The organism is Aurantibacter sp. UH7, from assembly GCF_056839165.1.
In genome coordinates, this window is the sequence record NZ_CM166388.1 from 1,809,741 (window position 1) to 1,834,007 (window position 24,267).

Consider the following 24,267-nt stretch of genomic DNA (forward strand, 5'->3'; position numbering starts at 1 on the left):
CTAAATTTTAGAACTAAGTATATTGGGTGTTGTGAAGCTTTATGGAAATAAAAGTGGTTTGTATTCTAAATTAAGATTAAAGGATTGGTGCATAAAAAAACGCCCTCTAAAGGGCGTTTCTTATAAAATATTTAAAAAAATATTCAGTCTTTTTTTTCTTCTAAAGATTCATCTTCTTTGGAAGCATCTTTGAATTCTTTAATACCGCTACCTAGGCCGCGCATCAATTCGGGAATTTTTTTTCCTCCAAAAAGAAGAAGTACTACAACCACTACTAAAATAATTTGTGGCGCCCCGATAGCTAAGAAAGTATATAATGCAGTCATATTAATGTTATTAATTGAAAAACAAATGTACAAAAAACTCAACAATGGTGCTATTGATATGTTGTTAATATTGTTAATATGGTGCTATTAGCCGATTTTGCTCGTGCTGTAATTTTAAAAGAAATGATCCTTTTGAGGTGAAATCAGAAATTTCACTTGATTTCACCTGATATTCAATACATACATTATCTTTGTTGTGTATGGCAAAAAAGAAGAAAAAGAGAAAAGAAATTAAACGAAAGCTACTACATAAGTATCGTCTTGTGATACTTAATGAAAGTACTTTTGAAGAAAAGATTTCTTTTAAACTTAGCCGTTTAAATGTATTTGTTACTGGCTCTCTTTGTATTATTGGTTTAATTGGGCTAACGACGCTCTTAATTGCGTTTACACCATTGCGCGAATACATACCGGGTTATTCATCTACTAAGTTAAAGCGTGAAGCTACAGAGCTTACCTATAAAACCGATTCATTGGTTAGAACACTAAATTATACCAATAAGTATTTGGATAATATTCGAATGGTTTTAAAGGGTGATATTGAGAACACTGAATTTAATAGAGATTCACTATATGAAAAATTTAAGTTAGACCCATCAACAGTTGATTTAACTCCAATAAAAGAAGATTCTTTGTTACGCTTAGAAGTTGCTTTAGAAGATAAGTATAACCTTTTTGACACTAATGGACGGAGTGAAAATTTAGTGTTATTTACCCCTGTAAGTGGAACAATATCACAAGGATTTAATTCAGAACAAAGGCATTATGCGGTTGATATTGTTGCTAAGAGAGATACCCCAGTTAAAGCGGTTGCAGATGGAATAGTGGTTTTTTCAGAATGGACTGCAGAAACGGGTTATGTTATAATTATAGAACATGACAGGGGTTTATTAAGTGTTTATAAACACAATGGTTCGCTAAGTAAATCTCAAGGAGAGCTTGTTAGGTCAGGTGAGGTGGTTGCATCAGTAGGAAATACTGGTGAATTGACCACAGGACCTCATCTTCATTTTGAATTATGGAATAATGGAGCGCCTGTTAACCCTCAAGATTTTATTGATTTTAATTAAGCCAGATGTCTGTAAAATCGTTTGCCGCCAAGATTTTTGCCAGAATAGTAGATAATAAAACCAAACGTTGGGTAAATGACCCGATAAATACACAAGAAAAACTTTTCGAGAAATTAATTGCTTCAGCAAAAAGCACAACTTTTGGCGTTGACCATGATTTCGGTAATATAAGTTCACATTCAGATTTTGTAGAAAATGTTCCGATTCGCGATTACGAAGAATTAAAACCATATGTAGAAAAGGTGGTTGCAGGCTATAAAGATGTTTTATGGCCGGGAAAACCTGTTTATTTTGCCAAAACTTCTGGAACTACATCAGGTGTAAAGTATATTCCTATAACGGCGGAATCGATTAAACATCAAGTAGATGCTTCCAGGAATGCCATTTTGAATTATATACATGAAACAGGAAATTCTGATTTTGTTGATGGAAAAATGATTTTCCTTCAAGGAAGTCCTGAAATGATTGAAAAAAACGGCATTAAAATTGGTCGTTTGTCTGGAATCTCTGCACACTACGTTCCTAATTATTTGCAAAAAAACAGATTACCTAGCTGGGAGGCTAATTGTATTGAAGACTGGGAGACCAAAGTAAATGCAATTGTAGAAGAAACTATAAATGAGAATATGACTGTAATAGCAGGCATTCCATCATGGGTTCAAATGTATTTTGAAAAATTAAAAGGAAAGCAAGGTAAAAAGATTGGTGATCTTTTTGAAAATTTTCAACTCTTTATTTATGGTGGTGTTAATTACGAACCATATCGTGCCAAATTTGAGGAATTGATTGGCAGAAGAGTTGATAGTATTGAATTGTTTCCAGCTAGCGAGGGGTTCTTTGCTTATCAAAATTCTCAAGTAGAAAAGGGAATGCTTCTACTGTTGAATTCTGGTATTTTCTATGAGTTTGTTAAGGTGAGTGATTTTCTTGAGGGAAATATGAATAGATTAACCATTAAAGATGTAGTGCTCGATGTTGATTATGTTATGATTATCTCAACAAATGCCGGGCTTTGGGCATATAATCTAGGAGATACCATTCGGTTTGTTTCATTGAATCCCTTTAAAGTAATAGTCTCTGGCAGAATTAAACATTTTATTTCGGCATTTGGCGAACATGTAATAGCTAAAGAGGTTGAGCAGGCAATGCAAGAGGCAATCGAAGCTACCGGTGCGCGAGTTAATGAGTTTACTGTAGCGCCCCAAATCACTCCGGAAAGACAAGAGTTGCCGTATCATGAATGGCTTATAGAATTTGATGAAATACCTACAGACCTAACGAAATTTATAGCGGTCATTGATGCCTCATTACAACGGCAAAACAGTTATTATTTTGATTTAATTGATGGTAAAATTTTACAAACCTTGAAAGTGACAAAGATTAAAAAAGGTGGTTTTCAGGAATACATGAAATCGATTGGCAAATTGGGTGGGCAAAATAAGGTGCAACGTCTGGGCAATGATAGAAAAGTAGCCGATAACTTAGGTAAATTCCAAATTCCATAATTTTAATTGTAATTTTAACCGAAACTCATTAATGGGGAAAGAATCTACCACTACAAGAGCCCAAGAATCTACTAACGCCATTGAAAGGTTGTATATAACTATGCGCCATTTGTTTAACCGTGGTTTTTACAAACCAAATGGTGTTTCTGGTGAAGCTATAAAAAATGCTCTTTTATTATTAAGGCCAGAAATATATGGTTCTATTGCGGAAGAAAAGGCAGAACTGAAGGGATTAATATATGTGTTAGAAAGGCTGCCAGAAGGAATAGAGCAATGCCGATTTATAAATTTAACATCAGATGAAGGGTATAGTGATTCACATTTTAAGCCTATAGTTCCACCAAAAAGAAGACGTAATTGTTATCGTATTGACGATGAGCAGATGAATATTGAGATTACCCGTGGGCGCTCAGATATTTATGATATTTTAACTCATTTAACCTTTTTATTTATTGAATCTGAGAAGATATGTAAACGCGTACTTATTGAGGACACCAAAAAGACAATACGCGATTGGGCAAAGTTAGAAAGTGCAGTAAATAAAAAGGAATTAAGTCAAGCAGAACGTGAAGTTGCTCTTATTCACACAGCTAATATATTAGGTAGGTCCTTTGTAGAAATATTGGCTGTTCATGAGCAATTTGCTACAGCGGATAATCCGGAACGCTTTCTTAAGATTATATATTGGCTAGGTAAATTAACAATAGCAGAGGAGGTTCATGGTGATAAAAGAACAATTACTTTTAGCGCACTTTTAAGAGAACGTTTAGGGCACCACATTCATGGTGAAAAATGGGCCAATACAATCAAGAAAATTTTAGCAAATTATTCATTGTTAAAAAGGCCTATTCATATAATAAGTGCCAATATGCACAGTGTAATGAATTCTTTGTATGCGGGTAAAGCATTGTTAAATGAATTTCCTGATAATAGTTCGCTTGAGATATATGAGGCTTTGAGTTCTTCAGAAAACAAAACACTTCAAGAAAAGGTGCTAAAGCTTGCACAGAAGAACGGAATGATAAGTATTGACGATAAATCAGGAACTAATATAGATGTTCAGATTTTTGATTTGGCAAAATTGGGTGATGATGCTTGTTGTTATCAACTTAATGAAGAAATTCCAGATGAAGAAAAACCTGTTATATTTGTAATGGATTACGCATTTGGCGAACAGGCTTTTGAGACAATAGATGAATTACTCAAACCACATAAGGTAAATAAAGAGACTGTTTTTCTAAATATTGCATCCATATCAATAATGGGGAAAGCTGGTATTTTAGAGGGAGGAAAGGGAGATATTATGATACCTTCTGCACATGTGTTTGAAGGTACTGCAGATAATTATCCTTTTAAAAATCAGTTGTGCGCAGAAGATTTTGAAGGCTATGGGTTAAAAGTTTTTGAAGGAGCAATGATAACAGTTTTGGGGACATCATTACAGAATAAAGATATTTTGAAGTTCTTTCACAAGTCAACTTGGAATGTCATAGGACTTGAAATGGAAGGTGTTCACTATCAGAAAGCAATTCAATCAGCTTCTAAAATCCGGAAGAGTATTCGAGAAGATGTAACCGTTAGATATGCATATTATGCTTCTGATAATCCATTAGAAACAGGGAGCACATTAGCTTCTGGAGGCTTAGGAACTACTGGTGTAAAGCCAACTTATTTGATTACAGATAAAATATTAACTCAAATTTTCAACTCATAATCGTATATACCAAATGCAACCGAACACTTCACCCTCTTCTTCAGACGAAATAGATTTAGGGCAATTATTAAAACTGACTCGTAAAATACTAAGTAGTATTTTTTCTGGAGTTCTTCGTGTTTTTCTTTTTCTTAAAAGAAATGCTTTTAAACTTTTAGGCCTTATAATTATTGGTGTAGTTATTGGCTTTGTTTTAAATACACTGGTGGAAGATAAATTACAAACTGAGGCTATAGTAAAGCCAAATTTTGAGAGTAAAGATTATTTATATGATGTAATAGATGAGTTAAAATCAAAGGTGATAGCCAAGGATACTACTTTTTTCAAAGATTTAGAAATAGATGTAAATAATTTTAAGAAGTTTGAAATTGATATAGAACCTATTGAAGATATGTCTAAGTTGGAAAAAACCAATGCAGAAGATGACAATAAATATTTGGAAATTTTGCAAAATTACAAAGACAATGATTTCATCCTTGATATAGTCAAATCTGAAATATTGAAAAAAAGTATCCGAACTCATCGTATCACTTTCACACATAAAAATCCTGCAAAAGGTGAAGAGTATGTGTCAAAAATTTTGGAATATATTAACGCAAATCCATATTTCATTGAGCTTCAAGAAGCACATACACAGAATGCAAAGCTTAGAATTAAACAAAACGATGGATTAATTCAGCAAATTGATGAAATGGTATTAAATTTTTCAGCAAGCTTAAAAGAAAACACAAACACCACAGGGCAAAGTATGGTGTTGCTGGAAAGTGAAAGTGGTTTAAATGTGCCAAGTTTGTTGATGTTTAAAAATAGATTGATAAAAGAAAATGAGGTTAAGCAAGTAGAACTAATTGAACAGAAAAGTCCAGTAAGTATATTAAGTTTAGGGAAAACTCATGTGGTTAAAAAACAGCTACTAAATAAGAACTTTGTATTAATCCCATTGTTGTTAATTGGCTTATTCTTTTTAGTTTCATTTATTGCTTATTTAAATAGAAAATCAAAGGAATTAAGGTAGTGTTTTAATTAATTATAAAATGAATATTTTAATAACAGGAGGTGCTGGTTTTATAGGTTCACATGTAGTTAGAAGGTTTGTAAACAATTATCCGAAAAATAATATTTACAATTTGGATGCTTTGACATATGCGGGTAATTTGGAGAATCTCAGAGATATAGAAAATGCACCAAATTATAATTTTTTAAAAGGTGATATTGTAGATGAAAGTTATATCAAAGACATATTTATCAAGTATAAATTTGATGCTGTTATCCATTTAGCAGCTGAATCTCATGTAGATAGATCAATTACAGACCCTTTAGCTTTTGTAAAAACCAATGTTTTTGGCACTGTAAATCTTTTGAATGCAGCAAAAGAAATTTGGAAAGGTAATTATTTAGGAAAGCGCTTTTACCATGTTAGTACTGATGAGGTCTATGGTTCATTAGGTGCAGATGGACTTTTTTTAGAAACAACAGCCTATGACCCTAATTCTCCTTATTCTGCTTCTAAGGCAAGTTCTGACCATTTTGTAAGGGCTTATGGAGAGACCTATGGCTTACCTTATGTGATTACCAATTGTTCAAATAATTATGGGCCAAATCATTTTCCAGAAAAATTGATTCCGTTATTCATAAATAATATAATTGAAAACCAACCATTGCCAGTATATGGGGATGGAAAATATACGCGAGATTGGCTTTTTGTAGAAGATCATGCGAGGGCTATTGATTTGGTTTTACATGAAGGGAGAAATCTTGAAACGTATAATATTGGCGGTTTTAATGAGTGGCAGAATATAGACTTGGTTAAGTTGTTATGCAAACAAATGGATATTAAATTAGGTAGATTAGAAGGTACATCTGAAAAATTGATAACCTATGTAAAAGATCGGCCTGGACATGATTTACGATATGCTATCGATGCTACAAAGATTAATAAAGAATTAGGATGGGAACCATCGGTCACTTTTGAACAAGGGCTAGAGAAGACAATTGATTGGTATCTCAATAATAAAGAATGGTTAAATAGTGTAACCTCTGGGGCTTATCAAGAATATTATCATAATATGTATAACTAAGGTAGATTTTGCCTTATTATAATAATCGCAATAAGTAAAGAAAAAAGTACAAAATGAAGGGAATAATACTTGCAGGAGGTTCAGGTACTCGCTTACATCCGCTTACATTGTCGGTTAGTAAACAATTAATGCCCATTTATGATAAGCCGATGATTTATTATCCGCTTTCGACATTAATGTATGCAGGCATACGGGAAATATTGATTATTTCCACACCTAAAGATTTGCCTTTGTTTAAAGAGCTTTTAGGTGATGGCGAAAAGTACGGTTGTGAATTTTCGTATGCTGTCCAAGAAGCTCCAAATGGTTTGGCAGAAGCCTTTCTTATTGGTGAAGATTTTGTTGGTAACGACAAGGTAGCTTTGGTATTAGGAGATAATATTTTTTATGGATCAGGTTTAGCGAAATTATTACAATCTAATAATAATCCTGATGGGGGAATTATATATGCATATCGAGTACACGACCCAGAACGATACGGTGTAGTAGAATTTGATCAAGATGGAAAAGCAATAAGTATTGAGGAAAAACCTGTGGAGCCCAAATCTAATTATGCAGTTCCCGGCATCTATTTTTATGATAATGATGTAATTGAAATTGCTAAAACTATACCTCCTAGCCCAAGAGGTGAATTAGAAATTACAGACATAAATAAGGTTTATTTAGAAAGAGGTAAACTAAGTGTTAGTATTTTAGATAGAGGTACAGCATGGCTTGATACCGGCACTTTTCAGTCTTTAATGCAAGCTTCCCAGTTCGTTGAAGTAATTGAAGAACGGCAGGGCTTAAAAATAGGAGCAATAGAAGCAGCGGCCTATGAAATGGGGTTTATTGATAAAGCTCAATTTAAGACTTTAGCAGAGCCACTAATGAAAAGTGGTTATGGTAAAAATTTATTGGGTATTTTAAGCAAGTATCAATGATAGCGAAAGAAACAAAACTGTCGGGTTGTTTTGTATTAGAACCAGCAATTTTTTCAGACGAAAGAGGTTATTTTATGGAAACATTTAACGCACTTCGTTTTAATGCTGCAATTGGTGCTGAAGTACATTTTGTGCAAGATAATCAATCATATTCTTCAAAAGGGGTTATTAGGGCCTTACATTATCAAATTGGCGAACATGCACAAGCCAAATTAGTTAGGGTTTTAAGTGGCGTTGTACTTGATGTAGCTGTAGATTTAAGAAAGAGTTCTCCAACTTATATGGAACATATTGCAATTCAATTAAGTTCGGAAAATAAGAAGCAACTTTTTATACCTAGAGGTTTTGCTCACGGTTTTGTTGTTTTGAGTGATACAGCAGAATTCTTCTATAAATGTGATAACTATTACAATAAAGAATCTGAAGGAGGAATAATATTTAATGATTCAACATTGAATATTGATTGGATACTATCTCACAAAGAACTTATTGTTTCTGAAAAAGACATGGTGTTACCAACAATTGAGAAGGCCAAAATATGATAAATGTTTTAATTACAGGCGGCAATGGACAGTTGGCAAACTGTATTAAAGATAAGGCAAATGGCTTAGATGAGTATAATTTTATATATGTAGATCTAGAGGATTTAGATATTACTGATGAAAAAGCTGTAAACCAATTTTTTAAAGAAAATGATCTTTCTTGGTGTATAAATTGTGCAGCATATACCGCTGTAGATAAAGCAGAAACGGAAATTGCAATTGCCAAAAGAGTTAATGTCATCGGGGCGAAATATTTAGCTATTGCATCAAAAAAAAGTGGAGTTAAGTTTATACAAGTTTCAACAGATTTTGTTTTTGATGGTTTAAAAGGAACTATTTGTAAAGAAGAAGATGATACAAATCCAATAAGTGTTTATGGTGAAACAAAATTGAAGGGAGAGCAAGAAATTATTAGGGAAATAGATGAACATTTTGTTATAAGAACATCTTGGTTATATTCTGAGTATGGTAATAATTTTTTAAAAACCATGCTTAGATTAGGAATAGAGCGCGATAATCTAAATGTTGTTTGTGATCAAGTAGGCACGCCCACGTACGGAGGAGATTTGGCGCAATTATTTTTAAAATTGATACTGGAAGACCAATCAGAATATGGATTATATCACTTTAGTAATGAAGGTGTAGCAAGCTGGTACGATTTTGCAATAGCAATTATGAATGAAAGCGATACTGCGTGTAAGGTGTCCCCAATAAATTCTGAAGCTTATCCGACTCCTGCAAAAAGACCGGCTTATAGTGTGATGGATAAATCTAAAATTAAAAATACATTAGAAATAGAAATTCCGTATTGGAGAGATAGTCTTAAAATATGTTTAGGCAATCTAAAAAATAACAGTTAGTATATGTGTGGAATTGCAGGTGTTTTCAGCAAAGATTCAGTGAATCGATTAGAAGAAAGAATTATCCAAATGAATGATTCGATTATTCATCGAGGTCCAGATTCTGGGGCTTTCTATACTTTTGAAGATAAATTAGCATTGGGTCATAGACGATTGAGTATTATTGATTTACGAGAAATTGCAAATCAACCAATGCATTCCAATAATAAAGAATGGCACATAGTCTTTAATGGTGAAATTTATAATTTTCAGGAGATTGCAAATCAATTGGAATATGATTTTATCAGTGAATCGGATACCGAAGTAATTCTAGCTGCAGTACAGCAAAAGGGTATTGAATGGTTTTTGGCAGAAGCTAACGGCATGTTTTCAATTGCTTTATTTAATTCAGCTTCAAAAGAACTAATAATTGTTAGAGATCGAATGGGAATCAAGCCACTTTATTATTTTAATGATGGTAATCATTTGGTTTTTTCATCAGAAATAAAGGCGATTTTAGCCAGTGGGTTGGTGCCAGCACTTTTTAATGAAGCTGCAGTAGACGAATATTTAGCAAATAGATATATCAGGGCACCGTATTCTTTTTTTAAAGATATTTATCAAGTGCTTCCTGGTAGTTATTTAAAAATTAATGAAGATTTATCGATTCTTGAGCACACCTATTGGAACCTGCCAAAGGCGTTTAATATTAGCGAGGAGTTTTCGGAAGATGAAATAGCAATTAAGTTTGAGAATGAACTTAAGAAAGCTATAGAATATAGATTGATAGCAGATGTGCCTTTGGGAACATACTTAAGTGGGGGTGTAGATTCTAGTCTTATTACGGCGATTACGGCTCAAGCAAAGAAAGATAAAGTAAACACTTATACTATAGGTTTTCCAGAGCTCAATGAATTTGAATATGCAAGAGTAATTGCAGAAAAATATTCAACCGAGCACCATGAAATTATCATGAATAAGGAGGATTATATTCAAAATTGGGAAAGACTTATATCATACAAAGATTCACCTTTAGGCGTGCCGAATGAAATTCCATTAGCAATAATGTCCTCCAAGTTAAAAGAAAAAATTACTGTGGTGCTTTCGGGTGAGGGCGCTGATGAATTGATGGGAGGTTATGGACGAATTTTTAGGGCTCCATTTGATTATGAAAATGGTAGTTCTGATAAAAGCTTTTACGATTATTTGATAGACAAATATGAGTATGTATCTAGGGACATGAGAGATGATTTGATAGTAACCCCTAAAATATATAGAAAAGAGTTCGATGATAAGCTAAATATCCTTTTTGATAAGGGTAGTAATGAAGAGAATGTTTTTCGTTTTTTTCATACCTATCATGTTAAAGGTTTATTGCAGCGCGTTGACATGACAACAATGCAAACTTCTGTGGAAGCTCGTGTACCTTTTTTAGATCACAATCTTATAGAATTTAGTTACAATCAAATACCATATGATTTAAAATTGAAATGGGTAGATGAAAAATCTGAAATTGAAGCAAGACAAATAAGCGCTAATGAATACAGTGAGACCCTTGATATACCTAAGTATTTACTTCGTAAAATTTCATACAATTACTTGCCAAAAGAGATTATAGAGCGTAAAAAAGTTGGTTTTCCTGTGCCGCTAACTGAGTGGTTCGAAAATTTAGAAGAAATGGCTCGTAATTTATTGACGGAGTGCACATGGTTAAAAGAAGGAGTATTAGAGCAATTAATAGAAAAGAGCAAAATAGAATCTCGAGCCGGACAAGTGTTGTGGATGTTTCTTAATATTGAATTATTTAAGAGGCAATATTTTAACAAAGAATGGTTATGGTAATGAAAAAAAATAAAAATGTATAAAAGAGGAGATGAAAAGTCTGTAATTGGCTATACTTCAGGGGTGTATGATTTATTTCATATTGGTCATTTAAACCTAATAAAGAATGCTAAAGGTCTTTGTGATAAATTAATTGTAGGTGTAACAAGTGATGAGTTGGTTTCTTACAAAAACAAAAAAGCCGTAATTCCTCATTTAGAGCGTATGGAAATCGTACGTAATATTAGACAGGTAGATTCAGTGGTGCCTCAAAACGACATGGACAAATTTAAGATGTGGCAACGTTTGAAATTCGACATTATGTTTGTTGGTGACGATTGGTTTGAAACTGATAAATGGCAGGAGTTAGACGAAAAGTTTAAAGAAGTAGGTGTTAAGATTATCTATTTTCCGTACACAAAAGGTACCTCATCAACTTTAATTAATGAAACTCTAAAGAAATTAAGAGAATAATTAAAAGCCAAATAAGCACTAAATGAAAGTTAAAAATCTTATAGTATTTGGCACAAGGCCAGAGGCCATTAAAATGGCGCCATTAGTTAATGAATTTAATAAGCATTCAGATATATTTGAAACAAAAGTCTGTATTACAGCTCAGCATAGAGAGATGCTTGACCAAGTTTTAGATTTTTTTGAGATTGAGCCACATTTTGATATGGACTTAATGAAACAGAATCAAAACTTATATTCATTAACATCTGACATTATAGGTGGTTTAAAACCTATTTTAGAAGATTTTAAGCCCGATTATGTTTTTGTTCATGGTGATACAACAACAACAATGGCTACAAGCATTGCGGCTTTTTATTCGGGCTCTAAAGTATGCCATATTGAAGCTGGGCTTAGAACATTTAATAAAAGATCTCCATTTCCTGAAGAAATGAATAGATCAATAACCGGCCGAATTTCCGATTTCCATTTTGCTCCAACCAAAACAGCTAAAGAAAATCTTATAGCAGAAAATATAGATTCAACAAGTATTGAGGTAACAGGTAATACTGTAATTGATGCATTGGAGTTAAGTGTTGGTAAAGTAACAGAATCTGGTTATACGGACAAAGAAATAGAGAAACTGAATAACCTATGGGATCCTTCTAAGAAATTGATACTCGTTACTGGTCATCGGAGAGAGAATCATGGTCAAGGTTTTATTAATATTTGCAATGCACTTGCACAATTAGCAAATGAGAATGATAATGTTCAAATCATTTACCCAGTGCATTTAAATCCGAATGTTCAGAAACCAGTATATGAAATTTTAGATGGTATTGGTAGTATTAACCTTATTAAACCACTATCATATCCTGGTTTTGTATGGCTAATGAATAGGGCATACCTAATTATAACGGATAGTGGGGGTGTTCAAGAAGAAGCGCCTAGTTTGGGTAAGCCCGTATTAGTAATGAGAGATACTACAGAAAGGCCAGAAGCTGTTGAGGCGGGTACGGTTATTTTAACAGGAACTGACACAAAAAAAATAGTTGATGAGGCGAATAAATTAATTAATGATGAAACTGCATATCAACAAATGAGTCAAAGACATAATCCATATGGCGATGGTAAAGCATGCGCTCGTATCATAGAGTTCCTTATAAATCAAATTTAATTTTGTAGAATAATATTGTTAGACACTAGCGGCAAATACCAAAGGCTCGTTAAGAGCCAACTTTTTAAAAATTTTGTATCGCTTTTCTCTTTACAAGGCGTAAACTTGTTTTTGCCTTTTCTAACCCTTCCTTATTTGGGCAGAGTACTCGGTGCAGAAAAGTACGGAGTTGTACTTATGGTGTATGCAGTAATGCAGTATCTCTTTGTTTTATGTGATTATGGTTTTAATCTATCAGCAACTAAGGACATTTCAATTTTTCGTGATGATAAACATAAGATAAATAGAATTTTTAGCAATATATATTACATAAAACTAGTGTTGGTAATACTTGCATTTATCGTTTTGTATGTCTGTTTATTAACTATTGGAGAATTAGGAGAACATAAAATGCCTTATTTGTTGGGGTTTGGTATAGTAATTGGGCAAGTTTTAAATCCAATTTGGTTGTTTCAAGGCATGGAGAATATGAAATATATGACTCGTGTTAATGTAATCGCAAAGGGCCTCTTCACGGCTCTTATATTTGTTTTTATAAATATAGAAGCAGATTACTATAAAGTGCCATTACTATATTCCATTGGTTTTATTATTGGCGGCATCTTTTCGATGTATTATGCGTTTAAACATTTTAACATAAAATGGGTAAAGCCAGAACTACGAGAAGTTAAAAGGCTTATTTCAAACAGTACCCAATACTTTTTTTCACGTTCTGCGGCGGCTTTATATACATCTAGTAATACTTTTGTGGCTGGTATTGCCCTAGGCACTTATTTTGCTGGAATATTTGGAGCTGCGGAAAAATTATTTATGGCAATGGTTGCAGTCTACGCTCCTTTGGGCGATGCGCTATACCCTTACATGGCAAAGAATAGAAACCTTAAGCTTTTTAAAAAGATTCTAGTATATGTGATTATAGCAAACACAATAATTGTTTCATTGGTTTATATATTTAGCGACGTAATAGTGGCTTTGGTGTTTGGACCCGACTTTATGTTAAGTGTTAATGTGTTGCGCTTATTTTGTTTTTTAGCATTAATTTTCGTGCCTACAGTTATGATTGGTTATCCTTATTTAGGAGCACTTGGTAAAGAAAAATACGCCAATTACAGCGTTGTTTTTGCCTCACTTTTGCATGTATTATTGTTAGTTGTTTTTTTTAAATATTTAACGATGAATAGAATTGTGTATTTATTAATATTTACGCAGGCCATAGTTTTTTCAATACGTTTATTTGGTTCTATTAAGTTGAGAAAAGAGATTAAACAAGAGAAAGGTCAGATTTAGTTATTTTAGTGCTTCAACAGAATATATTGAAATTTTCCAATGAAAAGATTCCTATTTTATTTAGTTGAAAAGATTTTCTTTTCCATTATTTGTACTTTTGTCCCAGTGCGCAAAAACTTGGTGCTGTTCGGTTCTGGTTTTAATAAATTTAGTGATAACCCTAAGTTTTTATTTCTTCATCTTCATAAGAATCATTTATATAATCCTGTTTGGATTTCTTCAAATCGATCCGAAGTATTAGAAATGCGGAAATACGATTTTAAGTGTTTTTATAAATGGAGTTTTCAGGCTTTTTGGGCTGTAATTAGAGCATCTAAATGGATCGTTTCTCATAAGGGAGCAGATGTTTTTCCTTTTGTGCCTAAAAGAACGGTCATTATAAACCTTTGGCATGGAACACCAATCAAAAAAATAGGGTACGATTCTTTAAAAGAGCGCGAATGGATAGATAAAATTTTAAAAGCAGGTAGAAAGATGCCTTATGAACGATGGGACTATTTCATTACAGCTTCAGAAAATACAAATTTTATATTTAAAGGAGCAATGCATTTAAACGACTCAAAGCTCAAAGCACTAGGTCAGCCAAGAAATCAATTTATTTATGATACCGTAGCTAATAAAAATCAAATGAATGCTTTAAAAAACAATGCGCTTTTTTTGAAGGATTTTAGAGACCGCAAATTAATATTATACACACCTACATTTCGTAATAATATAAATAGCACCAATTATATTAAAGATTCACTTGTTGGTTTAAATACTTTACTTGAAGAAAAAGAGGAACAAGTATTGCTGTTCAAACCACACCCATTAGACAAGTCGACATTTGACTCTAGATTTTTTGAGCAATTACAAAACGTAATAAATGTGTCATCAGAAGACACACAAGAGTTACTTTGTTTGAGTGATGTGTTAATAACGGACTACTCTTCTATATTATTCGATTTTATGATAACGAAGAGACCCATAATAGCCCATATTTTTGATTATGCAGAGTATGTAAAAGAGTCAGGCGGTTTATATTTTTCGTTCGATGAAATGGGTATTTCTATTGCAAATAACAAGGATGAATTAATTCACGGATTATCTAATATAGATTTACTTACGAATACATATGATTCAAATGGCTTTAATACACCCAATAGCAACGAGAATATAGCTTCATTTATTTTGGGTCTCGATTAAAGATTTGAATTGCACGAAGCTCTGCCGGTTATTTTTATGAAAACTAAAATATAGTACCTTTGAGAGCGGGCTTCGATATTCAGAAATTATAATGATATACCTACAGAAAATTAACCTTAAGACTATCACTTTTTTTGTTATTGCACTAATCTGTAGTACAGCTTTTGTTGGTTGCAAAATGGATAGCGATAAACAACTGGCCTATCAAAAAAATGTTTTAAGTAACGGAATAACTATTGAATATATACTTAGCGAGTACAATAAGGAAAAGAATCTTTATGTCGACATAGAAAAAGAAATTGAAATAGACCCAGAACGCAGTGCTTTGGTTCTCATAGACGTTTGGGAAGATAGTTTTTTAGACAGTATTACAATTAAAAAAATTAATCCGATTGTTAAGGAATTGGCTGATTTAGGTATGAAAATTATTTATTCTCCGTCACATTTGCCCCAAAATAAAAATCTAAATATTTTAGAGGATGGTGTTTTTTTTTACAATGAAGATATGATTGATCAATTTGTTTTAAAAAATAATATTGAAAACTTGTTTTATGTTGGTGCAGATAATTTCTATTGTCTTTTGGACAAACCAAATGGTATTTATTCGTTTTTGTCTAGAAATGATGGTGTTAAATCATTCGTAGTTGATGGAGGTTCTTTTTCTTTTACTAAAGAGATGAAAGATGTTGCCTCAGAACTGCTAAAAAAAAATGGAGTTGGTTATATTCACTCCTACGTTGAAGGACCAGAACTCATTTTCCCTAGAAAAACATTAACAGGGTTAACGGCAAAAACCGAGGATAAAATTAATTCTGGAAGCAATATTATTGTAATGTTTAAAAATGGAGAAGAAGACGAGGCAATAGAAAAGTTTGAAAATTCATTAGATCGAAGCAAAGTGTTCTATGCAGTTGTTGCAAATGACAAAATGTATATAAATAAAAAAGAAATATCACCAAGTGGTTTTATTAAATTGATTTATGACAATAAAATAAGAAACATTTACTATGGAGGATATCATCTTAATAATGAAATTCTATGGAGTGATTTCGGATTAATAGCACTTTATATTAAAATGCGCTATGCCAAGGTTAATGCATGGTTACAATTAAATGTTATTAATGATCTTTCTTATATTACACCTAGTGAAAATATAGATCCTAAGCTAGAAAAAGCTACCATAATCAATCATTTTAGAATTTTAGATAATGTTATGAGTAAGACCTTGTTAGATGGAATTGAGAAAAGCAATATTTCTAATTCTCAAGTGACTAATTCAACTACAAATTAATTTTTTTGAGAAAGATTAGAATTTTTAATGTTTTACATCCGGCCATATTCTTTTTGGTAGCATTTGTGTTTTTTTTGTGTTTATATCCTTTTGCTCTAGAATATTACTTTCCATTTTTTGAGACCACCTTTAAAACAAAGGCACTTTTAGCTACCTATTTACTTGTGTTTATAATTGCTGCTCATTTAGTTCCGCATTATTTATTGGTAAAGACATTTCCTAAATTAAAAGATGTAGTACCATTTGTTAGAATGGATTTAAAATATTGGAAAAGGGCATTTTATCTTTTTTTTCTATCTGGGGTTGGATTATATCTTTTCGTCTATCTATTTATGATGGGTACCATACCCATATTTTTAGATAACGTGGAGAGTGCGCGTATTGGTGCCAAAGCTGGTCTAGGCAAATACATATTAATTGCTAATGCACTTATAAGTGTAAGTTTGATTTATCGGTTTGCGATTGAAAAGTTTATTCTAAATAAAATAAAATTGCTTTCCGTATTTTATTTAATTATCGGTGTGTTCCTAGTAATGGGAATTGGTTTTCGTGGTCCAGCAGCATATTTGGTTGTCACTTGTTTTTTGGCATATTCCATTTTTACTAAAAAATATTTAGAAAAGCAGGGAATTTCGTATCGTTACATAATATGGGGAGTGTTGTTTATTATGTTTTTGTCACTTGTAGGGTATTACCGACACACTGGTGAATTTTCAATTATGGCTATTGGGTCTACCGCTTGGACGACAGCAGTAAATGTAAGTAACTTAGAAGCCATTGTATACAATACTGATTTACATGATGACCTGTATTATGGTTATACAGTATTAAGTGATTTTGGAGTAGCGTTAGGGCTACACGACAATGGATTTACAGGGGTGATTTTAAAGACAAAATACGATATGGCATTTGAGGGAGAAGGAATGACTATAACATCGCCAGGTGAAGCTTATATGAATTTAGGCTGGATTGGTATTATATTACATGCATCCTTCTTGGGTGCGGTGGCTGGTTTTTTCTATGAATTAATTATTCGAAGTGGAAAAATAAGTTGGTTTGTAATTCTTGTATTGTTTAGTTTAAATTTCTCCCGTCTAGCCGTTGGAGGCATCGTAGCGCCCGGTTTGTTTTTTCTTTTACCACAACTAATAATTTGCGCAGCATTCATTTTTGTTGCGAAATTGAAAATTTGAATATGAAAGTATTATTCCAGTCTAGAAGCAATTTATATTCCGCCCCAGGTGGCGATACAACACAAATAGAAAAAACTAAAGAGTATTTAGGAAAATTAGGTGTTGAGGTAGATATAAGTATCGAATTAGAACCAGACTTAACGGGTTATGATTTAGTTCATCTTTTTAACTTAATGGATCCGCAAGAGCTTTATATGCAAATTAAGCATGCAAAAAAACACAATAAAAAAGTGGCATTATCAACAATCTATGGATTGTACACAGAATTTGAAAGAAAAGCAAGGGGTGGTTTTGCACAAAAGGTTGCGAATGTGCTTTCTCCATACACCATTAATTATATAAAAACGTTCTTACGACATTTAAAAGACGGTCGAATGAATAAGGGGGTATATTATATGCTTTTTCGAGGTTACTATCGATTAGCAAAAAAAGTCACCGAAGATGTCGATGTTTTTCTACCCAATTCTTTGTCTGAAATGAAGAGAGTAGCTAGCGAGTATAAATTAGAAAATTATAATTATGTAGTAGTGCCGAATGCTGTTGACACCACTCTTTTTAACCCAGAAGCTGTGTCTGATGATAGTATTGAAGAAGACATGTTAAAGTATAAAGATTGCATTCTTTCTGTGGCTCGGATTGAAGGTAGAAAATCTACACTTAATCTCATTAAGGCTGTTGGAGACAAATACCCATTGGTGTTAATTGGGAATGAAACGAAAAACGACCCTGCCTTTACTAATGCAGTTCATAAGACTGCAGGGGATAATGTTTATTTTACAGGACCCATTCCTCACGATAAATTACCAATTTTTTATAAACTTGCTAAAGTTCACGCGCTTATTTCATGGATGGAGACACCTGGGCTATCGTCGTTAGAGGCAGCTGCAATGGAAACTAATATTGTAATTACCGAGAAAGGGGATACACGAGACTATTTCGAAGATTACGCTTACTATTGTGAGCCTGATGATATAGACTCTATCAGTAAGGCGATAAACACTGCTTTTTCAGAGCCTTTTAATTATGAGTTAAAAGATAAGATTCTAAAAGAATATATATGGGAAGAAACTGCAAAAAAGACTTTAGAAGGATATAAAATGATTTAGAAAATTACATTACTCAATCATATCTAAAATATAAGGCAACCGTCGTTCTACTACTCCTAAAATAATTACATCTGGTTTCGTTTTGTCAACCCAATACATATCTACTTGACTTCTAGCAACATAAGTAACTTTGGCGTAATGAAGAGATAAAAACTGTATGAAAGAAGCTCCATAAGAGTCTCTGAATACCAATGCGGTTTTATTGTTTCCACTGTTTTTGTTTTCAGTTATAAAAGCATTTTTATAAATACCTCCAGGATATATAAAATGATATCTTTTATTTCTATTCTTTAGCTTAAAAATAGGTTTTTCATCATAGTAATTAGTTATGCTGTCAATACCCATTAAATTTGTTAAATCACCTTTTCTTACTGGGGTATAGGTAACCTCAAAATCTTCTAATGGAAAAGGATTAAGACCTAATTGATTAAAAGTTTGCTCGCAAAAAGCTAAATATGCCTCATATGCTCCATTTGCATTCCAATGAGAATCAAATTTAAAATACAACTGCTTTTTATTTTTGTTGTTTAACAATTCCTTACGAACATCAAACATGGGCAATTTTGCCTTTTCGAAATAAGAAACTGTTTGGTCAGCTAACGACATTTTATTTGCTACTTGTAGTTTCATAGTATACGGTAGCAAATCTTTATAAATAGTGTGTTTATTAGGCCAAAAACCAAATACATATTCAATATGTTTACTGGCCAAATCTTTTTTCAATTGAGCGTGCATATGAAATGCTTTATCAAGCTCTTTTTCTGTTGCTAAGTTGGTGTTTGAGTAACTTGAGTATATTCCTCCACTTTTTTCTTCATACTCATTAAAGAAAATAAATCCATCTTTGCCAAACTGTGCTAATTCTGGTTTAGAAGAATCTTTAAAGAATTTAATTTTTAATTTACTAGACCAATTAATTAACAGAGGGCGAAATCCAAAATTATCATTATAATAAGCCTCAAATGCTTTTGGGTAGCTATCTTTAAATAACCATTCTGGTTTTTCTGCTAACTTTCTTTTTTCAATATCATTTTCTACTTCTGTATCTAATAATTTGGCAAATTGAGGCGCAATAATAATTAATACGAAAAAGAGAATGTAAACATTAGGGGCGAATCTATATAGTCTTAAATTATTTAAAGTTACTGAGAGGAGGAAAGCAATAGCAAAAACAAAAGAAATTAGATAAGTCACAAAAATATTTACCTGTGGCTTTTCACTGGTTAATTCTAAAATAGCAGCTCTGGAATTGAAGTTAGATATAAAGAATGGATCATAACTATTAGAAACTATTTTAGTCGCAAATTTTCCATTCTGTTCTGCGATACAGATATTTTTATTAAAATCTTTAGAAATATCGAATGTTAGAGAATCAAACTCATTCGCTATAATAAACGATGATATTTCAAGTGGCTTTTGTTTTCTGTTTGTGCCAATATCCAGCCTAAGTTTGTTAATAGTGGTGTCTAGCGGAAGTTTAAAGCGTACGGATTGAATAATAGAGTCACCCTTAACTTGACTAATCACACTCAGTTTTTCATTAAATGATTTTGCTTTATTATTTAAATAAAAAAGCTGAAAAGTGTCATCTGCCAAAATTTTGGCATTTAATTTAATTGTTAATTCTTCGGGTTTTTCATTAAGTGTTCCCAATAGAAACTTAATGAAAAAAAACACAATGATTGACATGAAAATGGGCAAGCTATATTTTTTTATCATATCAAAATCTAAAATAAATGAATGGATTATATGTAGTTTGAGCTAGTTCCATAAGCGCAAATAAAAATAATAGAAGATATACGCCTCGTTCAATAGCTAATGCCCAAGTTTTATTAGGTAAAAGAATCTTTAATTTTTCAACTAAGAATGCTCTAAAAGGCATTGCAAACAGTATTCCAACTGAAATTACAGTAAGAACATAAGTGTTTAGAAATAAATACGGATAGGTATAAACACCGTCTTTAAAAGCAAACATTCTAGTTATATATTCGACCGCATACCCTAAGTCTTCTGCTCTAAATATCACCCAACCTACAATTACTACAAGCAATAAGTATATTCTTTTTAGAATATTAAATTTTGAAGACAACATAAATGGCTCACTTCTTTCAAGTATTAGAAAAAAACCATGAAATAAGCCCCAAATAATAAAATTCCAGCTAGCACCATGCCATAACCCAGTTAATAAGAAAACAATAATTAAATTTACATAAGTTCTATACTTTCCTTTTTTATTCCCTCCCAGCGGAATATATAGGTAATCTCTAAACCATGAAGAAAGAGAGATATGCCATCTGCGCCAAAATTCTTTTATTGATTTAGAAATATATGGGTGTTCGAAATTTTCTTTAAAGTTAAAACCAAACATTTTACCTAGACCAATTGCCATGTCTGAGTAACCAGAGAAATCGTAATAAATTTGTAAGGAATAGCATATTGCACCAATCCAGGTCATTGATGATGACAATTCAACAACAGGGACGCCGAATATTTTATCAGCAATAAATCCAACATTATTTGCTATGATTACCTTTTTTGCAAAGCCCACCAGAAACCTACTTATACCTGTTTTGAATAACGAAGAAGTTACTTTTCTGTTTTCTATTTCTTTTGAAATATCAATATATCTTACAATAGGCCCAGCAATTAACTGTGGAAAAAGGGCAATATACATTCCGAGATTAATTATACTTCGTTGGCCTTCAACTGACCCTCTATGCACATCAACTAAGTATGAGATGCTTTGAAATGTAAAGAATGAGATACCTATTGGTAAGGTAACACTCGAGGTGTCGAAATTTAATTTTATCTCTAAAAATTGTAGATTTTGAAATATGAAATGTATGTATTTATAATAGATTAAAACTAATAGATTTAGTGTAACTCCTAGGATGAGATAAGCATTAGATTTTCGTGTTTGAAGTTTTTTGTTGCTATTGTCTATTAGTAGGCCAGCAATATAGTTCACTCCAATAGAGCTCATCATTAATAATACTAGAATGCCTTCGCCCCAGGCATAAAAAAATAAACTTGCTATTAACAAGAAAAGGTTTCGAAATTTTTTATCTAATAAAAAATAGACGCCAAGAACAAAAGGTAAAAATAGGAATATGAAAACTGTAGAGCTAAATACCATTGTTTATTAATGGGTTATAATTTTATTGTTGAATTATTTAAAACGAATCTTAGTATAATCAATGAATAATAGTTCAGGTTGAAAATTCATTTGACTTAGAATCTTTAATCGATATATGTTTTAAAAAAAGATAAGGTGTAAAAAAGGAAAAAAACACCAATCCCCATTGTCGTATTAAAAATGACTCAGTGAAGCCAAATATTAGTAATATTATAAAATAGAATATTAATAGGGAGTCCTTATTTTTTATTCCCACATAAAGTATACATCCATAAATGGATAATAAGAGAATAAATCCTAGAATTCCTAAATTCATTATTGTTTGAAGAAATTGATTATGTGAATTATATTCGTTTGTATATTGAATTGAATCGGCACTTAGTTTTGACTTGTAACATTCCGCTAATATCAATGTAGACTTATCTATACCATATCCAAAAAATCCTGCACCTTCTAAGGTTTCAAGACTGCATTCCCAAGTTAGTAGTCTGCTACTAATTCCATTAGAATAATTGGTTTCACCGACAAAATCTTGATTAACTATTTCTCCAAATTTTTGTTTCACAATGGGCCTAGTGAAAATGTAGCCTATTAAAAGGCAAAATAAAGTAATAAATCCAATAAGGAATTTTAAATTTCCTTGTTTCTTAAAATATATTAAAACAAAATAGATCGTAATTATAATACTAGTAATTATGCCAGTACGATTGAATAAAATTGCTAGGATGAAAAAGAAAAAAGGAACTAGAATGTAGTGTTGCAATTTGGCTATATTTGTTTGCAAAATTTCATTGTATAGTATAGCAAGTGAAAAGCAAATAAAAATACTTAAGTAGTTTATTTGAAGGTCTATTATTTCTGTAGGGTTGTGAAAATAAAATATATAGCCTTTGCTTTTAATGTAGGTGTAAATAAGTGAAATAAGGCTAGCAATTGCAATACTGTAAACAAACGCTGTAAGCGCTGTTTTTTTATAATCAATAAAAAATACCACAGCCGGAATTAGTATTAACGGGATGTTTTTAGAAATGTTAAGTATAGATTCAGTTTGATCTATAAATAATACATTAAAAAAAATTAGTAGGTAATAGGCTATTAAAAGCCACGAAAAAGTACTTTTAAAATTCCTTTTTTTGGCTGAAAACATAATTGTAATTGCAAATATGGCAATTGCATAAGAATTGATATTATAGAGTCTTGCAAATGGAATGGTGATAACTAGAAATAATAAAGAAACATTTTTTAGCCTTTCTAGCCACATAGCCGAATAATTTTGCGCGTGAAATTAAAGAATTATTATAAATACTGGTAGTCTACTTGTATGAATTGGCTTAATAATATGAGAGTGCTTAGAAATTTTAAAGGCTTTTTTCTGGTATGTTTATGTTTAATTGAGTCGTGATAAAAAATATATAAATTGAAAATTGCAATAATAGGTACCGTAGGTATACCTGCTAAGTACGGTGGATTCGAGACTTTGGCAGAGTATTTAGTAAAAGAACTTCATGAGAGTTATGAATTTACAGTTTATTGCAGTGCTTCGCAATATGGCAATGATAGAAAGAAAACCTACTTGGGAGCCAAGCTCAAATATCTTCCGCTAAGCGCAAATGGCGGGTCTAGCATACTTTATGATGTTTGGTCTATAATACATGCTTTTTTTTACGCAGATTCTTTATTAATATTAGGGGTTAGCGGTGCTTTTATGATACCCTTAGTGCGTTTTTTTTCTAGAAAGAAGATTATTATAAATATTGATGGTCTTGAATGGAAGCGAGATAAATGGAATGGTTTTGCAAAAAGGTATTTAAAACTACAAGAAAAAATTGCGGTAAGTTCAAGTCATTATACTGTGGTAGATAACCAAGGAATAGCCGAGCATGTTCATGATGTCTATGATAAAGAGGCTGTATTAATTGCTTATGGTGCTGACCATGTCTCTCATGAACGAATAAATGAAGCCTCTAGAGAAGCTCTGAAAATTCCAAAGAAATATGCTTTTAAAGTTTGCCGAATAGAACCTGAAAACAATATTCATATAATATTAGAGGCTTTTAGTAAGTCTGATGTAAACATAGTTATTGTTGGTAATTGGGAAAACAGTGATTATGGTAAAAATTTGAAAATTAATTTTAATGCGTTTAAGAACATTATTTTATTAAATCCAATATACGACCAACAAAAGCTAAACGAATTACGAAGTAATTGTCATTTATATATTCATGGACATAGTGCAGGTGGTACAAACCCTTCTTTGGTAGAAGCAATGTATCTTGGGTTACCCATAATAGCATTCGATGTTAACTATAACCGATTTACTACCGATAATCAAGCATTATATTTTAAAGATGTTAAAGAAATGCTCGAAACTCTTAATAATATAGAAAATGATGAAGCACAATTGAGGCATATTGCTGAATCCATGAAAGAATTAGCATTTGAGCGGTACACCTGGAAAATAATAAGCCAGAAATATAGTATTCTTTTTAATTCTTAGATTAATCTGATTTAGACATTAAATTTAATATAAATTTATTGGGTAAATTGTTATTTATATATATCATAAGTAAGCTAGAAATGGTTTTTCCATCAGGTTAAAAGATTGAAATTGAACCGCTTTTCCA

21 protein-coding genes are annotated in these 24,267 nt (G+C 32.0%); 17 read left to right on the forward strand and 4 right to left on the reverse strand.

Annotation, left to right across the window (positions count from 1 at the left end):
* Positions 1-143 precede the first annotated feature (143 nt).
* Positions 144-326, reverse strand: coding sequence for a twin-arginine translocase TatA/TatE family subunit (gene tatA / locus UH7x_RS07610; RefSeq protein WP_482363126.1), 183 nt, complete (start codon positions 324-326; stop codon positions 144-146).
* A gap of 200 nt (positions 327-526) precedes the next feature.
* On the opposite strand from tatA, the gene UH7x_RS07615 reads away from it, so the two are divergent.
* The 16 genes from UH7x_RS07615 to UH7x_RS07690 all read left to right on the forward strand — a co-directional run bounded on the left by UH7x_RS07615 (position 527) and on the right by UH7x_RS07690 (position 18,507).
* Positions 527-1,396 (forward strand): M23 family metallopeptidase, encoded by an 870-nt coding sequence (locus UH7x_RS07615; protein WP_482363127.1) that lies wholly within the window; start codon positions 527-529, stop codon positions 1,394-1,396.
* Positions 1,397-1,401: 5 nt separating this feature from the next.
* Positions 1,402-2,901, forward strand: coding sequence for a GH3 family acyl-acid amido synthetase (locus UH7x_RS07620; RefSeq protein ID WP_482363128.1), 1,500 nt, complete (start codon positions 1,402-1,404; stop codon positions 2,899-2,901).
* Positions 2,902-2,932: 31 nt separating this feature from the next.
* Complete coding sequence (locus UH7x_RS07625) at positions 2,933-4,615, forward strand: DUF6909 family protein (protein ID WP_482363129.1); 1,683 nt, start codon at positions 2,933-2,935, stop codon at positions 4,613-4,615.
* A gap of 13 nt (positions 4,616-4,628) precedes the next feature.
* On the forward strand, positions 4,629-5,630 hold the full coding sequence (locus UH7x_RS07630; RefSeq protein ID WP_482363130.1) for a hypothetical protein: 1,002 nt from the start codon (positions 4,629-4,631) through the stop codon (positions 5,628-5,630).
* A 19-nt stretch (positions 5,631-5,649) separates the two neighbouring features.
* A complete protein-coding gene (rfbB, locus tag UH7x_RS07635) occupies positions 5,650-6,693 on the forward strand; it encodes a dTDP-glucose 4,6-dehydratase (protein ID WP_482363131.1) in 1,044 nt (347 codons plus the stop codon).
* A 53-nt stretch (positions 6,694-6,746) separates the two neighbouring features.
* Positions 6,747-7,616, forward strand: coding sequence for a glucose-1-phosphate thymidylyltransferase RfbA (gene rfbA, locus UH7x_RS07640; protein WP_482363132.1), 870 nt, complete (start codon positions 6,747-6,749; stop codon positions 7,614-7,616).
* Positions 7,613-8,158, forward strand: a complete 546-nt coding sequence (gene rfbC / locus UH7x_RS07645) for a dTDP-4-dehydrorhamnose 3,5-epimerase (protein WP_482363133.1) — start codon at positions 7,613-7,615, stop codon at positions 8,156-8,158. Before rfbA ends, rfbC begins: the two co-directional genes overlap by 4 nt.
* Positions 8,155-9,018 (forward strand): dTDP-4-dehydrorhamnose reductase, encoded by an 864-nt coding sequence (gene rfbD, locus UH7x_RS07650; protein WP_482363134.1) that lies wholly within the window; start codon positions 8,155-8,157, stop codon positions 9,016-9,018. Before rfbC ends, rfbD begins: the two co-directional genes overlap by 4 nt.
* 3 nt (positions 9,019-9,021) lie before the next feature.
* Positions 9,022-10,839 (forward strand): asparagine synthase (glutamine-hydrolyzing), encoded by a 1,818-nt coding sequence (gene asnB / locus UH7x_RS07655; protein WP_482363135.1) that lies wholly within the window; start codon positions 9,022-9,024, stop codon positions 10,837-10,839.
* Positions 10,840-10,854: 15 nt separating this feature from the next.
* A complete protein-coding gene (locus UH7x_RS07660; protein ID WP_482363136.1) occupies positions 10,855-11,292 on the forward strand; it encodes an FAD synthase family protein in 438 nt (145 codons plus the stop codon).
* A gap of 22 nt (positions 11,293-11,314) precedes the next feature.
* The gene (gene wecB, locus UH7x_RS07665; RefSeq protein ID WP_482363137.1) at positions 11,315-12,445 is read left to right on the forward strand and encodes a non-hydrolyzing UDP-N-acetylglucosamine 2-epimerase; all 1,131 of its coding nucleotides are present in this window, start codon (positions 11,315-11,317) and stop codon (positions 12,443-12,445) included.
* A 15-nt stretch (positions 12,446-12,460) separates the two neighbouring features.
* The gene (locus UH7x_RS07670; protein ID WP_482363138.1) at positions 12,461-13,732 is read left to right on the forward strand and encodes a flippase; all 1,272 of its coding nucleotides are present in this window, start codon (positions 12,461-12,463) and stop codon (positions 13,730-13,732) included.
* 39 nt (positions 13,733-13,771) lie between these two features.
* On the forward strand, positions 13,772-14,917 hold the full coding sequence (locus UH7x_RS07675) for a CDP-glycerol glycerophosphotransferase family protein (RefSeq protein WP_482363139.1): 1,146 nt from the start codon (positions 13,772-13,774) through the stop codon (positions 14,915-14,917).
* Between the two features lie 91 nt (positions 14,918-15,008).
* Entirely contained in the window at positions 15,009-16,208 is a 1,200-nt protein-coding gene (locus UH7x_RS07680; protein ID WP_482363140.1) for a hypothetical protein, read from the forward strand.
* A 5-nt stretch (positions 16,209-16,213) separates the two neighbouring features.
* Positions 16,214-17,401, forward strand: a complete 1,188-nt coding sequence (locus tag UH7x_RS07685; protein WP_482363141.1) for an O-antigen polymerase — start codon at positions 16,214-16,216, stop codon at positions 17,399-17,401.
* 2 nt (positions 17,402-17,403) lie between these two features.
* On the forward strand, positions 17,404-18,507 hold the full coding sequence (locus UH7x_RS07690; RefSeq protein ID WP_482363142.1) for a glycosyltransferase family 4 protein: 1,104 nt from the start codon (positions 17,404-17,406) through the stop codon (positions 18,505-18,507).
* A gap of 9 nt (positions 18,508-18,516) precedes the next feature.
* Here the strand turns inward: UH7x_RS07690 and UH7x_RS07695 are convergent, their stop codons facing one another.
* The 3 genes from UH7x_RS07695 to UH7x_RS07705 form a co-directional block, all read right to left on the reverse strand.
* Entirely contained in the window at positions 18,517-20,226 is a 1,710-nt protein-coding gene (locus UH7x_RS07695; RefSeq protein ID WP_482363143.1) for an alginate O-acetyltransferase AlgX-related protein, read from the reverse strand.
* 1 nt (position 20,227) lies between these two features.
* Positions 20,228-21,550: an MBOAT family O-acyltransferase gene (locus UH7x_RS07700; RefSeq protein ID WP_482363144.1), complete on the reverse strand. Its 1,323-nt coding sequence runs from the start codon at positions 21,548-21,550 to the stop codon at positions 20,228-20,230.
* Between the two features lie 166 nt (positions 21,551-21,716).
* On the reverse strand, positions 21,717-22,904 hold the full coding sequence (locus UH7x_RS07705) for an O-antigen ligase family protein (RefSeq protein WP_482363145.1): 1,188 nt from the start codon (positions 22,902-22,904) through the stop codon (positions 21,717-21,719).
* A 156-nt stretch (positions 22,905-23,060) separates the two neighbouring features.
* Here UH7x_RS07705 and UH7x_RS07710 point away from each other — a divergent pair, with 156 nt between their 5' ends.
* Positions 23,061-24,140, forward strand: a complete 1,080-nt coding sequence (locus UH7x_RS07710) for a DUF1972 domain-containing protein (RefSeq protein WP_482363146.1) — start codon at positions 23,061-23,063, stop codon at positions 24,138-24,140.
* Positions 24,141-24,267 lie beyond the last annotated feature (127 nt).

Excerpts from the sequence above, each read along its gene's own strand:
- tatA (WP_482363126.1), bottom strand. The coding sequence starts at position 326 with ATGACTGCATTATATACTTTCTTAGCTATCGGGGCGCCACAAATTATT.
- UH7x_RS07615 (WP_482363127.1), top strand. The coding sequence starts at position 527 with ATGGCAAAAAAGAAGAAAAAGAGAAAAGAAATTAAACGAAAGCTACTA.
- UH7x_RS07620 (WP_482363128.1), top strand. The coding sequence starts at position 1,402 with ATGTCTGTAAAATCGTTTGCCGCCAAGATTTTTGCCAGAATAGTAGAT.
- UH7x_RS07625 (WP_482363129.1), top strand. The coding sequence starts at position 2,933 with ATGGGGAAAGAATCTACCACTACAAGAGCCCAAGAATCTACTAACGCC.
- UH7x_RS07630 (WP_482363130.1), top strand. The coding sequence starts at position 4,629 with ATGCAACCGAACACTTCACCCTCTTCTTCAGACGAAATAGATTTAGGG.
- rfbB (WP_482363131.1), top strand. The coding sequence starts at position 5,650 with ATGAATATTTTAATAACAGGAGGTGCTGGTTTTATAGGTTCACATGTA.
- rfbA (WP_482363132.1), top strand. The coding sequence starts at position 6,747 with ATGAAGGGAATAATACTTGCAGGAGGTTCAGGTACTCGCTTACATCCG.
- rfbC (WP_482363133.1), top strand. The coding sequence starts at position 7,613 with ATGATAGCGAAAGAAACAAAACTGTCGGGTTGTTTTGTATTAGAACCA.
- rfbD (WP_482363134.1), top strand. The coding sequence starts at position 8,155 with ATGATAAATGTTTTAATTACAGGCGGCAATGGACAGTTGGCAAACTGT.
- asnB (WP_482363135.1), top strand. The coding sequence starts at position 9,022 with ATGTGTGGAATTGCAGGTGTTTTCAGCAAAGATTCAGTGAATCGATTA.
- UH7x_RS07660 (WP_482363136.1), top strand. The coding sequence starts at position 10,855 with ATGTATAAAAGAGGAGATGAAAAGTCTGTAATTGGCTATACTTCAGGG.
- wecB (WP_482363137.1), top strand. The coding sequence starts at position 11,315 with ATGAAAGTTAAAAATCTTATAGTATTTGGCACAAGGCCAGAGGCCATT.
- UH7x_RS07675 (WP_482363139.1), top strand. The coding sequence starts at position 13,772 with ATGAAAAGATTCCTATTTTATTTAGTTGAAAAGATTTTCTTTTCCATT.
- UH7x_RS07680 (WP_482363140.1), top strand. The coding sequence starts at position 15,009 with ATGATATACCTACAGAAAATTAACCTTAAGACTATCACTTTTTTTGTT.
- UH7x_RS07690 (WP_482363142.1), top strand. The coding sequence starts at position 17,404 with ATGAAAGTATTATTCCAGTCTAGAAGCAATTTATATTCCGCCCCAGGT.
- UH7x_RS07695 (WP_482363143.1), bottom strand. The coding sequence starts at position 20,226 with ATGATAAAAAAATATAGCTTGCCCATTTTCATGTCAATCATTGTGTTT.
- UH7x_RS07705 (WP_482363145.1), bottom strand. The coding sequence starts at position 22,904 with ATGTGGCTAGAAAGGCTAAAAAATGTTTCTTTATTATTTCTAGTTATC.